Source organism: Halorubrum halodurans (assembly GCF_002252985.1).
GTDB classification, from domain to species: domain Archaea; phylum Halobacteriota; class Halobacteria; order Halobacteriales; family Haloferacaceae; genus Halorubrum; species Halorubrum halodurans.
In genome coordinates, this window is sequence record NZ_NHPJ01000042.1 from 1 (window position 1) to 13,031 (window position 13,031).

Here is a 13,031-nt window from a genome sequence, read left to right on the forward strand (position 1 = left end):
TCGTGTCGGAACGTTCCGACCGCGTCTGCGTCGCGGTCGATCACGTCGAGCGCCGTTCGATCGCCCTCGAAGGGGGACTCGCCGGACTCGGCGAACGCGATCCGGTCGCCGGCGAGCGCGTGGGCGCTCCAGCCGGCCATGAAGACGGCCGAGCCCCCCGCGACCTCGCGATCGCGAACGTCGCCGCCACCGTAGGCGTACCCGCAGCCCGCCAGACCCGCCGTCGCCCCCGTCGCGAGCGCGGCGAGCAGCCGTCGTCGGTCCATCGTCACTCGCGTTCCCCCGCCAGCTCCCGGAGCCGGTCGATCCGGTCGGCCGTCGGCGGATGTGTCGCCGGGAACACGTCCGTCGACACCAGCTCCGCGTCGGTGAAGGCTCTCCCCTCCAGGGGTGCGACGTACAGCGCCTCCGCGCCGCCGTCGAGCGACCGGAGGTCCCGGTCCGGCACGTCCGCCATGCGATCGTCGAGCGTCCGGAGCGCGCTCGCGAGCGCGGTCGGGTCGCCCGTGATCGCGGCCGCGCCCCGGTCGGCGGCGTACTCGCGGTAGCGCGAGAGCACCCGGTGGACGAGGACGCTCGCCGCCCAGAACATCGCGGAGACCGCGAGCGTGACGACCGCGGTGACGAGGAGGACGAGAACCGCCTTCGCCGCGCCGTCGCCGCCGTCGCCGTCGCCGCCGTACCCCACCGTTCGGAACAGCCCGTAGAGGACGTACGCGGCCGCGGTCGCGAGGTAGTAGGTGACCGTCGGCAGCAGCCACGCCACGGTCATCACGGTGGCGTCGTCGTTGGCGAGGTGTGACACCTCGTGAGCCAACACCGCCTCGAGTTCACGGTCATCGAGCGCGTCGAGCAACCCCGTGGTGACGACCACCGACGCGTCGCGGGGGCCCTGGACCGCCATCGCGTTCGGCGCGTCGTTGCGCGCGACCGCGACGGCCGGCGGCTCGACGTCCGCCGTCCGCGCCAGGCGCGTGACGCGCGCGTGAAGGTCGGGGTACTCGTCGGCGTCGACGCGGCGGGCCCCGACGCTGCCGAGCACGACCGAGGGGCCCTTCCACGCCTGAAGCACCAGCCCGCCGGCGACGACGACGACCGCGAACAGGGGGTCGACGTACACCCGGCCGTGGTAGGGGCCGCCCCCCTGCCACTCCAACAGCGGGAGGACGATCTGGTTCGTCACGAACACGAAGGCGTAGACGAACGCGAACGGGAGGACGGCGACCAGCGCGGTCGCGACGAGCAGGCGACGCCGGAGGCTGGGGTCCTCGGGGAGGGTGGAGGGCATCGCTCGCGCGTTGTGAGCGGTCCGATAAAAATCCCGCGCGCGTCGACGGCGGCGCGACGCGGAACGGCGACGGTCCCTACGCGACCGGCGTCCGCTCGACGACGGTCCCGTTCACGGTCGGGTACTGCTCGACGATCTCGCCCTCCTCGAGGTCGCCGTCCTCGACCATCTCCTCGAGGAGCCACCAGGCCACCTCGACGTGGTTCGTCTTGACGGTGTAGAACTCCTCGGGGACGCCGAGCGCCTCGAACCGCTCGGGCTCCGCGAACGCCTTGCCGTAGACGAGCGTCCCGTCGTCCGTGACCTCGTCGAACTCGCGGCGGACGTTCCGGGCCATCCGCTTGAGCCGGTTGCGGTGTTGGGCGGCGTCCTTGAACACCGACGTACAGAAGTACACCTTCTCGTGGCTCGCCATCTCCTCGACGATCGCGGCGTCCTTCGACCCCTCGACGGCTGACATGTGGCCCTCCTGGAGCTCGAAGCCCTCCTCCTGCATCCGGCGGTAGTTCCCGTCGCTCATCTCGAACTCGTTGACGTTACAGAACTCGGCGGCGCCCTCGTCGAGGAACTCGAGGAACTCCGGCTCCGCGCGGATGCCCGGGATCTCGAAGGCGGGGGTGAGCCCCTCCTCGCGGGCGATGTACAGGATCTCCTCCCACTCCGTGCCGTGCATGTCGCCCCACAGCTCTAAGGGCGGATGAAAGCGGATCTCGTCGAGGCCGGCCTCGCTGAGCCGGCGCATGTTCTCGCGGCCGCCGGGGATCCCGGTGTAGAGGTGGGTGTGGTGATCCTCGCCGAACTCGTCTTTCAGGAGTTCGAGGTAGCGCGTCGTCTTCGCCATCGCCTCCTGCGGCTCGCCGCCCGTGATCGACGTGCCGAGCGCGCTCATGCGTTTGGCCTCCGCGATCACGTCCTCGTCGGACTCCACCTTCCGCTCGTTGGCGTACACGTCGGTGACGTTCTTCCGGTTCTCCCCGAGGGGGCAGTAGAAACAGTCCCGCTGGTCACAGTAGCCGTAGACGAAAAGCACCATCTTGCCGCCCTTGGCGCACTGTTCACAGCCCTTGGAGATCATCTACGCCACGATACTCGCTCCGACGTGAAAAAGCGTCCGAAGCGCCGTCTCGGGCGTGAACCCCCCGCACGGGCCGTGAGGGCGGTTCCGGCCGGTCGCGAACACAAAGTATGTACCCCCGCTCGCTCGGAGGGATGGTATGGAACGCACCACGACCGCGCCGGAGACGACCGAGAGCCGAGACGGCCGCGACGGCGAGGGCGACGCGGACGGAAGCGTCACCAGACGTCGGGCGCTCGCCGCCGCCGCCGGGTCGCTCGGGATCGCCGGCCTCGCCGGCTGTACCGCGCTCGACGTCGCCACCGGCGAGCCCGCCGAGTTCACCGCCGGTACCGCGACGGTCGGGGACGCGACGCTCGCCGAGAGCGGGTACGAGCTCAACGAGGTGACCGAGGAGACGGTCTCCAGGGAGGTCGAGGCCGCCGGGACGACCCGCGAGGTCCGGGTGACGAACAGCGTCGCCGAGTACGACAAGGCCGTCGAGCTGCTCGGCGAGCGGTACCAGGCCGCCGTCTTCGCCGCGGTGGCGACGCCGAAGATCGAGGTGCTCGGCCGGGCGTTCAACCCGATCGCGGACCTCGAGGCTCGGGAGCTCGCTGAGATCGTCTTGAGCCGGTACGAGAACGTCGGCGAGCTCGAACGGGGGTCGGAGTACACGACGACGGTGCTCGATGCCGACGCAGCGGTCGTCGTGTTTACCGTCGACGGCGAGATCGAGGGAACGGGCGTGAACACCGAGCTGGAGCTTCACGTCGGCAGCCCGGTCGAAGCCGGCGAGGACTTCGTCCTCCCGCTGGCGGCGTATCCCGCCGCGTTCAGCGACGGCGAGAACGTCCGCCGGATGATGAACGGGATCGAACACGACCCGGCGTAACGTCGGGGATTCGCCCGCCTTCCGGGCGGCGACGCTGCGAGCCGAAAGCATATGCCGACCCCTCGCATACCCCCGGTGAATGCTGCTCGTCCTCTGTGTCGACCTCGACGACGACCTCGGCCGAAAGACGGGGATCCCGACCCCGGTCATCGGCGACGACGACGTCACCGAGGCCGCGGTCGCGCTCGCCACCGCCGACCCCGAGGACTCCGACGTGAACGTGCTGTTCCAGGGCGTGACCGTCCACGACGAGCTGGCCGCCGAGGGGGAGGCGGTCGAGGTCGCGGCAGTCACGGGCGTCGACGGTCCGGACGTGAAGGCCAACCGCGCGGTCGGCGCGGAGGTCGACCGCGTCCTCGCGGAGCTGTCGACCGGCGAGGACGTCTCGGCCATCGTGATCACCGACGGCGCACAGGACGAGTCGGTGCTCCCCGTGATCCGCTCGCGGATGCGGATCGACGGCGTCCGCCGCGTCGTCGTCAGGCAGGCACAGGACCTCGAGTCGCTGTACTACACGATCAAGCAGGTGCTCGCGGACCCCGAGACCCGCGGCACCATCCTCGTGCCGCTCGGCGTCCTGCTTCTCATCTACCCGCTCGTCGTCGTCGCGAACCTCTTCGACGTCGAGGGGGCGGCCGTGCTCGGCCTGATTTCCGGCGGCGTCGGTCTCTACTCGCTGTTCCGCGGACTCGGGCTGGAGGAGACCGTCGACGGCGCGGCCGACGCCGTCCGGAACGTGCTCTACGCCGGACGGGTGACGCTCATCACGTACGTCGTCGCGCTCGCGTTGATCCTCGTCGGCGGGGTCCAGGGCACCGAGACCGTCGAGGCCGTCCGCGGCGTCGCCGACGGCCCCCTTCCGCCGGGCGCGACGCTCACCGCGTTCGTCCACGGCGTCGTCCAGTGGCTCGCGGTCGCCGGGGTGACCTCCAGTCTCGGGCAGATCACCGACGAGTACCTCGCCGGCCGCTTCCGGTGGCGGTACCTCAACGCGCCGTTCTACGTCGTCGCCATCGCGGTCGTGTTGTACGCCGTCTCGGGCTTCTTTCTGCCGCCGGCGCCGGGAGTCACGGCCCTCCAGCTCGCGGACCTGGCGATGGCGCTCGCGGCCGGGACGCTGCTCGGCGTGTTGAGCACGCTCACGTTCGCGATCGCGGAGTCACAGGTGCCGTCGGGGGAGCCGACCTGAACGCCGAACGTGGGACGGGAGATCCCATTGGAAATTTGTTTTCAGAAGATTAGTTAGCAGAAACATTCGGTCTATCCTGCGTGCTAATAGAACGGACGTTTCGTGAGAGAGTCAGATGGATAGAGGCGGATCGTTGCTGACGCGGTGAACACTCACAAAGCCCCAGTCGTGAGGACTCGCGCGGCTCGCTGTGCTCCTCGCTCAGTCGCTTCCGCTCCTTCGCTGCGGTGCTTGCGTCGCCGGGCTTCGTCCTCACGACTGCCCCTTTGAGTCCCGCCCCACACAGCACCGCCCCACACCTCACACCTCCCCAGCCTCGCTGCTCGCGGTTTCACCGCTCGCAGCGTCCCTCGCGGACGGTTCGCGGGCCTTCGGCCCGCTCACCGGCGCGCCACCGCACGCCGATCGTTGCCTCACCTATATTGACCGGAACGGGCCCAAATCATTCACTCGTGAGAATTTCAACGAAGCCGGATGGGGCGGTCACCGCGGCGTCCACTGCTCGCAGGCCTCCATGTCGTCCATGACCTCGTCGTAGTGGCCGCAGTAGGGCCGCATCCCGTCGTCGGTGCGGACGTAGTCGAACTCCGCGCAGTTCCCGCAGTACGCGTCGCCGGGACCGTCGCGGGCGGCCGCGCGCGACGTCGGCGATCCGGCGTCCGAGCCGCCCGCCCCGGCGGGGGCGTCGGGATCGGCCGGGGGGTCGAGCGGCGAGGAGAGGTCCGTCGACGCGCTCCCCCCGTCGCTACGTCCCGACGGCGAAGCGGGGGAGATGCCGAGCGAGTCGCCGGACGTGGCCGCACCGCTCGGGTCGGCCCCGGATCCGGCCGTCGACGCGCGGGGGGCGTCGTTCGGGGGCGGGCCGGCGGTCGGTCCGAGGCCGTCGTCATCCGGCCCCGTCGGTTCCGATCGGTTCGTCTGCGTCTCGACGTTCCCGTCGGGGGTGCCGCCGAGGAGGCCGACGCCGCCGCCGAGCCCCGCGACCTGGTCGCGTTCGACCTCGATCACCCTCGTCTCGCCCTTGTGGGTCACCTCCATCGTCACCGTTCCGCCCGGATCGTTGCGGGTCTTGAAGTTGGCGACGCCGACGAAGACGCACCACATCGTCGTCGCGGCGCCGAGGAAGTAGACGCCGGCGGTGGGGAGCGTGAGGTCCACGAGCTCCGGGCGCGGGCCGCCGACCCAGTGGTTCGGGTACGCCTGCGAGAACAGCGCGACGCCGAGCGCCATGATCGCCGCGCCGACGATCGCCGCCGCGCGGGTTCGCCGGTCGGCCGGCAGCACCGTCATCACGCCGAGCGTGACGAGCGGGACGCCGATCCCCCCGAGGATCCCGCCGAGGCGCCGTGCGGCGCCGGAGGTGTACCCGCTCGGCACGAGCACCTCGGCGGCCACGAGGATCCCGGCGACGAGGAGCAGCGTCCCGCCGACGAACAGCCCCGCACCGAGCGACAGCCGCCGCGGGTCGACCTCGGAGCGCCCCTTCCCCCCGTACGCCTCCGAGAGACTGGTCATACGCCCCCTTCGTCGCCCACCCTGAAAACAGTACGTCAGACGCTCACGCGATCAGACGGGCCACGCCGCGGATCGACGGGTGGGCTCTGCGGCCGGAGGACGCGTCGACCGAGGGACGCGTCGACCTGGAGGACGCGCCGAGCTAGACGAGCGCGTCCACGTCCGCGTGCGCCGCGAGCAGGTCAGCCATCCGCTCGACGGTGCGGACGTCGCGGGTCCGGCCGCCGCTTATCACCTCCTCGACGCGGTCGATCGCGGTGGCGGTGTCGGTGTTCACGGCGAGCACGGCGGTGCCGGCCTCCGCGGCCCGCCCGAGCACCGCGCCCGAGGGGCGGTGCCCGCCGGTGAGCACGAGACACTTGACGCCCGAGGCGTCGAGCGCGGCGGTCTGGACGTCCGCACGGTCGCCGCCCGTGATCACCGCGGCGTCGCGGGCGCGCCGGAAGTGCCGGAGCGCCTCGTCGCCGCCCATCGCGCCGACGAGGAACCGCTCGACGAACGCGTCGGTGGGCCCGTCGGTCAGCAGTTCCGCGCCCAGCTCGTCCGCGAGGTCGGCGACGGTGACGCCCGCGAGCTCCTTCTCGTGCGGGAGCGCCCCGAAGACCGAGATCCCGCGGGACTCGAGGAAGGGGATCCCGTCGCGATCGAGCGAGTCGAAGGCGGCGTCGTCGACCTTGTTGAAGAGGACGCCGGCGAGCCGGTCGCCGAACGCGTCGGCGGCGGCGAGCACCGCGTCGAGGTCGCCCGGCGTCCCGTAGTCGGCCACGAGCACGACGCGCGCGTCGAGCAGGTCGGCCACGTCCACGTCCGTGAGGTCGACGACGCCGCCGGTGGTCCAGTCGCCGCCGCCCTCCACGAAGACGTGGTCGCGGTCGGCGGCGAGCCCCTCGAACTCCTCGCGGATCCGCTCGCGGAGCGCGTCGGGGTCCTCCGTGCCGCGGACCGCGCCCTCGACGAACGTCGGCGAGTAGACGACCGGCTCCATCTGGTGCATCTCGGCGTCGAGCCCGAGCACCTCGCGGGCGAGCATCGGGTCCCGGTCGAGCGTCTTGCCGACGTTCGACTGGAGCCGCGTCCCCTTCGGTTTCATGTAGCCGACGCTCCGGTCGCGGTCGGCGGCGAGCCGCGCGAGCGCGACGGTGATCGCGGTCTTTCCGGCGCCTTCTCCGATCGCGGTGACGAGTGTGGTGGTGGTGTCTGTCATTGGTGTGGTGTCTCGGTGTCGGCGTCGACGCGGGCGGCCTCGACGTCGAGCTCCTCGGGGTCGACGGTGAGTCGGACGTCCACGGCGGCGACGGTCGCGCCCCCGTCGGCGTCGGGCAGTGCGACGAGCGGATTGACGTCGAGCTCCAGGATGGCGGGGAAGTCGGTGACGAGCTGTGAGAGCCGGCCGATCGTCTCGATCACGGCGTCCAGATCGACCGGGTCGCGGCCGCGAGCGCCGCGCAACAGCGGCGCGGAGCGGATCTCCTCGGTCATCTCGCGGGCCTCCGGCTCGGAGACGGGCGCGACGCGGAAGGCCGTGTCCTCCATCACCTCCACGAAGATCCCGCCGAGCCCGAACATCACGAGCGGGCCGAACTGCGGATCGCGGTTCATCCCGACGATGGTCTCGACGCCGTCGTCGAGGTCGACCATCTCCTGGACCTGGACGCCCAGGATCGTCGCGTCCGGCTGGTAGTTGCGCGCGCGGGTGACGAGGTCCTCGTAGGTGTCCGCGGCGTCCGCGTCGGGGACGCCGACCGCGACGCCGCCGATGTCGGACTTGTGGAGGATATCCGGCGAGACGATCTTCATGACGGCGTCGCCGTCGATCCCGGCCGCGACCTCGCTCGCGCGCTCGGGCGAGTCGACGATCTCGCCGGCGGGCGTGGGGATCCCGTAGGCGTCGAGCAGCTCCATCGCCTCCACGCCGAGACGGTTGTCCTCACGGTCGCGGACCGTCGCGAGCACCTCGCGGGCGCGGGCGCGATCGACGTCGAACTCCATGGGGGGTGCGTACTCGCGCTCCCTGATGTCGCGGTACTCCGCGAGCGTCGCGAGGCTCTCGATCCCGCGGGCGGGGTCGAAGTAACAGGGGATCCCGGCCGCCTGGAGCCGCCGTTTCGGCTCGCGGGTCCGGTCGCCGCCCATGAGGCAGGCGGCCACCGGCGCGTCCGTGTCCGCGACGGTCTCGCGAACCGCCTCGCCCAGCTCGTCGAACTCGAGGGTCGCGGTCGGCGCGGCCAACACGAGCGCGGCACCCACGTTCTCGTCGGCGAGGACCGTCTCGAGCGCCTCGCGGAACCGGTCGACGTCGGCGTCGCCGATCACGTCGACGGGGTTGTGGACGTTCGCCTCCTCGGGCATCGACTCGCGGAGCGCCTCGGTGGTCCCGCTCGTGAACGAGGCCAGCTCGAGGCCGGCGTCGCCGACCGCGTCGGTCGCCATCACGCCGGGGCCGCCGGCGTTGGTCACGATCGCGACGCTGTCGGTGTCGGGCAGCGGCTGGCTGCCGAGGATGCCGGCGGCGTCGAACAGCTCGTCGACCGACTCCGCGCGGATGACGCCCGCCTGGTCGAGACCGGCCTCGTAGGCCCTCTCGGAGCCGGCGAGCGTGCCGGTGTGCGAGGAGGCCGCCCGCGCGCCGGCGCTCGTGCGACCGGACTTCACGGCCACGATCGGGGTGTCGGCGGCGGTCTCGCGGGCGGTCTCGATGAACTCGCGGCCGTCCTCGATCCCCTCGAGGTAGCCGATGATCACGTCCGTCCCCTCGTCGTCGCCCCAGTGGTCGACGAAGTCCGTCTCGTCGAGGACGGCCTTGTTGCCGAGCGAGACCACGTCCTTGAAGCCGACGCCGTTGTCGTTGGCCCAGTCGAGGACGGCGGTGACGAACGCGCCCGACTGGCTCATGAAGGAGAGCCCGCCCGGCAGGGCGTTCTCGGGGCCGAACGTCGCGTTCATTCCCGAGGGAGTCGACATGATCCCGAGGCTGTTCGGGCCGACGAGGTTCAGGTCGTACTCGTCGGCTATCTCGGCGAGACGACGCTCGCGGTCCGCGCCGTCCTCGCCCGTCTCGCCGAACCCCGCGGTGATCACGACGACGTTGCCGACCCCCGCCTCGCCGCACGCCTCGATGGCGTCCAAGACGATCGAGGGTGGGACGACGACGACCGCGACGTCGGCGTCGGCGTCGCCGACCGCGTCGACGCAGGGGGTCCCGAGCACCTCGTCGTAGTTCGGGTTGACGGGGACCGTCTCGCCGTCGAAGTCCGCGAGCAGGTTCGACGTGACGGCGCGGCCGACCGCGCCCTCGCGGGCCGTCGCGCCGACGACCGCGACCCGGTCCGGGTCGAACAGTTCGTTGAGCGTACCCATCGGTCCCGTCTACGCGGACGCTCGGTTTAACGTCGATGACTGTTTCCCGAGGAGCGGGATCCGTCCCGCGGGCCGGTCCGGGACCGTTCGGGAGGCGGCGAGACTCGCGTGCGGGCCGGCGCGACCTCGCGTGCGGGCCGGCTCGGCGTCACTCGGGGGCGATCCCGTTCCGCCGCGCGGGTCGGATCGGGGCTCGACCCGCCGCGTCAGTCGGCTCCGAGGGCGCCTCGTCGTGAGCGCTCGGCACGGCGAGAGTGACGACGTTGCCGTCCCGCCGGGTGTCGAACGCGAGCTCGCCGCCGGACCGCTCCGCGGTCCAGTAGACGAGCCACAGGCCCATCCCGACGGTGTGTCTGAGACGGTCCATCACCCACTCGTCGGTGATCGCTCGGCGCTGTTCGACCGGGATCGGCGGGCAGTTGTCCCTGACGGCGACCGTGACCCGGCCGTCGTCGCGGTCCACCTCGATCCGGACCTCGGGAGTCGACTCGGCGTGTTCGACCGCGTTCTCGACGAGTTCGTCGATCGCGTACCGGAGTTCCGGGATCGCGACCGCGGTCGCCTCCGGGGCACACGAGACGTCGAACTCGCCCCGCGGCTCGCGAGCTCGCATCCGCTCCACGGCCTCGGAGACGATCGGTTCGACCGGGATCGGCCGCGGCGCCCCGCCCTCGCCCAGCAGATCGATCACGTCCCGCTGTTTCTCCGCGGTCTCGAGGAGCTCCGCGGCGACGCGTCGGATCGTCTCCGCGTCGGCCTCGAGTCCGGCGGTCGTTCGCTCGGCGATCCGTTCCGCGGTCCCCATCACGACGTTCATGTCGTTCCGGACGGTGTGACGCAACAGGTTGTCCATCACCGTGAGCTGGGGGGTCCGCCGGTACTCGTCGGTGACGTCCCGAGCGAACCCAGAGACCGCGACGACCTCGTCGTCGACCCCGTACACCGGTTCGGCCGGCACGCGGACCCACTTCATCGCCCCGGTCGAGGGCTCGATACGGTAGTCGATACGTATCTCCTCTCCCGCCGAGAGCCGCGCCATCGCGCGTTCGACGACGGGCCGATCGTCGGGGTGGACGATCTCGAGGAATCGGTCCGGGTCCCCGCGCAGGTCGGCCGGCGCCAGCCCGAACACGGCCTCGAGCGAGTCGTTGACGAACAGCAGTTCGGACCAGTCGGCGTCGAACATCCAGAGGACGTCGGGCGACGCCGAGACGATCGTCTCCAGCCGACGGACCGACTCGGTCTCCCCGGTGACGTTCCGCGAGCGAACCACGTAGCCGTCGAGGCCGGTCTCCGCGGGCGGGGACAGGACGCTCCGGAGCCGGGTCCAGTCGCCGGCGGCGGTTCGGTACCGGTACTCGAGCGGCGCGTCCGGCGGCGGCTCCCCGTCGACGACCGCGTCGAAGGCCCGCACGACCCGCGCCTCGTCCTCCGGATGGACGAACGCGAGGGCGGTCTCGCCGACGAGCTCGTCCGGGTCGTACCCGAGCATCTCGGTGACGGTCGCGTTGAGGTATCGAAAGACGCCGTCCTCGTCGACCACGGCGACCGTCTCCCCCGCGAGATCGAGAAGCGTCTCGGGTTCCGACGGGTCGGTCATACGCCCACCGTCGCCCGAGGGAGGTATAACCGTGATCGTCCGGTTCTCAGGATCGAAAACGACGGCGGGGCCGCAGCCTCCGCCGTCGACCGCGAGCGCTCGCCGGGCTCAGTCCGCGGAGACGCCCGGCGCGTCGAAGGCGGAAGCCGTCGCGTCGGGGTCCGCGGACTCCATCGTCAGCCGGACGCCGGCGTCGGAGAGCTCGACGGTCGCGTCGGTGACCCCTCGGGAGTACTCCGCCGCGTGGTCGCCGTCCGGGTCGAACCGGATGCCCTCGGTGAGAAGCGGCGTCTCGCTCAGCCGCTCGACCTTGCGGTACGCCGTCGAGAGGGCGATGTCGCAGTCGTCCGCGATCTCGTTCGTGGTCATCGGCTCGTCCACCGCGGCGAGGATGCGTCGGCAGTCGGGGTCCGAGAGCGCGTCGAACGCGGTGTCCAGGCCGTCGTCGGCCTCCGTCAGCGTCGTCGGTCCACCCACGCGGGACGGGTCTCGTTTCATGTCTATGGATCCGTCCTCCGCCCCCCCGAACCCCGTCCCAGCATATGCGGGGTGTTTTATAAGTGACCGCGGGACGGGCGACGGCGGCGGTCGACGATCGGGAGCGTCGGCCGCGGCGGGCGGGTCGTCAACGTTTTGTCCGGCGACGGGGAGGGACGAACGATGGGAGCCGGCATCAGGGCGGAGGTCTCGCTGCCGACGTCGTCGCCGTCGCCGTTCGACGGCGTGCTCGACGGGTCGACCCCGATCTACAGCGTGGCGCGGAGCCGGCTCGCGCCCGAGCCGGCGGGCGCGAACGGCCGCTCGGCGGACGACGACGAACGCGGCGGCCACGGCGGGACGCCCGACGAGGGGGCCCCCGCCGCCGGGGATCCCGGCGTTCCGGCCGACGCCGACGACGACACCGTCGTGATCGAGTTCCTCGCGGACGCCGACCTCGCGGTTCCAGAGGGGGTCGAGACGGTGTTCGATTACGGCCGGAAGGCGGCCTACCGGTTCGAGGTGCCGTGTGCGGCCGAGTCGCCGTTCTCGGTGCTCGACCGTCACGGCGTGCCGGCGACGGAGACCGTCGTCCGCGACGGTCGGCTGCTCGTGACGTTTCACGCCGGCGACCTCCCGACGCTGCGAGCGGTCCTCGAGGACCTCCAGGAGTCCTGTGCGGACATGCAGGTGCTGCGGCTGTTACAGTCGTCGTCGACGCCCGAGGAGAGCGACCTCGTCACCTTCGACCGGAGCGAGCTGACCGAGCGGCAGCGCGAGGTGCTCGAGGCGGCACACGACGCCGGCTACTTCGATCACCCGAAGGGCGCGAACGCGGGCGAGGTCGCCGCGACGCTCGGCATCGACCGCTCGACGTTCAGCGAGCACATCGCCGCCGCCCAACGGAAGATCCTCGCGACGGTGCTCGACTGATCGGATTCTGACGGCGTGAGAACCCGATGATCGTTTGATGGGGACGGCCGTCGTACCCGTATCCATGACGACACCCACACACACGTTCGTTTGCCCGGAGTGTCGCCGTTCGTTCGAGGTGGACGACGCGATGCGGGAGGCGCTGCTCGAGGCCGGCTGTGTCGTCTGCGGCGCGCCCGTCGTCGACGCCGACCTCACCGCCCCCACCGTGGAGTGACCGGTCGGCGGTCGCCGATCGACTCCCCCGTCCGCGGTTCCCCTCCCGTTCGGCAGCCTCCCCGCGAGCCGCGGGGCAGTCGCCCGGTCTCGTGTGGTTTATGCCCTCGTGTACAGAGACGTAGCGTATGACGACGAAGCGCGAGGCCGAGATGTCCGCGTCCGCGATCGACGCGTTCCTCGCCCGCCACGAGACCGGCGTGCTCTCGCTCGCCCGCGACGACGCCCCGTACGCGATCCCCATCTCCTACGGCTACGACGAGGACGCACGCGAGACGTTCCTGCGGCTGGTGTCGACCGTCGACAGCGAGAAACGCGAGTTCCTCGGCTCCGACCCCGACGCCCGGCTCGTGGTGTACGAGGAGGACGAGGGCAGCTACACGAGCGTCGTCGCCGTCGGGACGCTCGAGCGGGTCGATCCCGCGACGCTCACGCCCGAGACGATCGCCCAGTACGGCGAGACCCGTCGGCCCAGATCTCGAAGAGCGGCCGACGGGTCTCGCCGTA

Annotated in this window: 12 protein-coding genes and 1 pseudogene; 5 read left to right on the forward strand and 8 right to left on the reverse strand. The window is 71.3% G+C overall.

Going from position 1 to position 13,031, the window contains the following annotated elements:
- The 3 genes and pseudogenes from DJ70_RS03745 to DJ70_RS03755 form a co-directional block, all read right to left on the reverse strand.
- Positions 1-266: pseudogene (locus tag DJ70_RS03745) on the reverse strand (hypothetical protein); the annotation flags it as partial.
- Between the two features lie 2 nt (positions 267-268).
- Positions 269-1,288, reverse strand: a complete 1,020-nt coding sequence (locus tag DJ70_RS03750; RefSeq protein ID WP_094530280.1) for a M48 family metalloprotease — start codon at positions 1,286-1,288, stop codon at positions 269-271.
- A gap of 76 nt (positions 1,289-1,364) precedes the next feature.
- On the reverse strand, positions 1,365-2,363 hold the full coding sequence (locus DJ70_RS03755; protein ID WP_094530281.1) for a radical SAM protein: 999 nt from the start codon (positions 2,361-2,363) through the stop codon (positions 1,365-1,367).
- A 139-nt stretch (positions 2,364-2,502) separates the two neighbouring features.
- Between DJ70_RS03755 and DJ70_RS03760 the strand changes: the two genes are divergently transcribed.
- Together DJ70_RS03760 and DJ70_RS03765 are read left to right on the forward strand one after the other, a co-directional pair.
- Positions 2,503-3,237 carry a DUF6517 family protein gene (locus DJ70_RS03760; protein WP_094530283.1) on the forward strand — a complete coding sequence of 245 codons (735 nt, stop codon included), beginning with the start codon at positions 2,503-2,505 and terminating at the stop codon, positions 3,235-3,237.
- Between the two features lie 79 nt (positions 3,238-3,316).
- Complete coding sequence (locus DJ70_RS03765; protein WP_094530285.1) at positions 3,317-4,426, forward strand: DUF373 family protein; 1,110 nt, start codon at positions 3,317-3,319, stop codon at positions 4,424-4,426.
- Between the two features lie 483 nt (positions 4,427-4,909).
- Here DJ70_RS03765 and DJ70_RS03770 read toward each other — a convergent pair whose 3' ends face one another.
- The 5 genes from DJ70_RS03770 to DJ70_RS03790 all read right to left on the reverse strand — a co-directional run bounded on the left by DJ70_RS03770 (position 4,910) and on the right by DJ70_RS03790 (position 11,396).
- A complete protein-coding gene (locus DJ70_RS03770) occupies positions 4,910-5,941 on the reverse strand; it encodes a DUF7139 domain-containing protein (protein WP_094530287.1) in 1,032 nt (343 codons plus the stop codon).
- Between the two features lie 142 nt (positions 5,942-6,083).
- On the reverse strand, positions 6,084-7,145 hold the full coding sequence (locus DJ70_RS03775) for a phosphotransacetylase family protein (protein WP_094530289.1): 1,062 nt from the start codon (positions 7,143-7,145) through the stop codon (positions 6,084-6,086).
- Entirely contained in the window at positions 7,142-9,298 is a 2,157-nt protein-coding gene (locus DJ70_RS03780) for an acetate--CoA ligase family protein (RefSeq protein ID WP_094530291.1), read from the reverse strand. Before DJ70_RS03780 ends, DJ70_RS03775 begins: the two co-directional genes overlap by 4 nt.
- 148 nt (positions 9,299-9,446) lie before the next feature.
- Positions 9,447-10,898 carry a PAS domain-containing sensor histidine kinase gene (locus DJ70_RS03785; protein WP_094530293.1) on the reverse strand — a complete coding sequence of 484 codons (1,452 nt, stop codon included), beginning with the start codon at positions 10,896-10,898 and terminating at the stop codon, positions 9,447-9,449.
- A 108-nt stretch (positions 10,899-11,006) separates the two neighbouring features.
- On the reverse strand, positions 11,007-11,396 hold the full coding sequence (locus DJ70_RS03790; RefSeq protein ID WP_094530295.1) for a winged helix-turn-helix domain-containing protein: 390 nt from the start codon (positions 11,394-11,396) through the stop codon (positions 11,007-11,009).
- Positions 11,397-11,558: 162 nt separating this feature from the next.
- On the opposite strand from DJ70_RS03790, the gene DJ70_RS03795 reads away from it, so the two are divergent.
- The 3 genes from DJ70_RS03795 to DJ70_RS03800 all read left to right on the forward strand — a co-directional run.
- Positions 11,559-12,308 carry a helix-turn-helix domain-containing protein gene (locus tag DJ70_RS03795; RefSeq protein ID WP_143420921.1) on the forward strand — a complete coding sequence of 250 codons (750 nt, stop codon included), beginning with the start codon at positions 11,559-11,561 and terminating at the stop codon, positions 12,306-12,308.
- 64 nt (positions 12,309-12,372) lie between these two features.
- On the forward strand, positions 12,373-12,525 hold the full coding sequence (locus DJ70_RS17210; RefSeq protein WP_179233949.1) for a DUF7560 family zinc ribbon protein: 153 nt from the start codon (positions 12,373-12,375) through the stop codon (positions 12,523-12,525).
- Positions 12,526-12,652: 127 nt separating this feature from the next.
- Positions 12,653-13,031 (forward strand): pyridoxamine 5'-phosphate oxidase family protein (locus tag DJ70_RS03800; protein WP_094530297.1); only part of this gene is annotated, 379 nt, incomplete at its 3' end.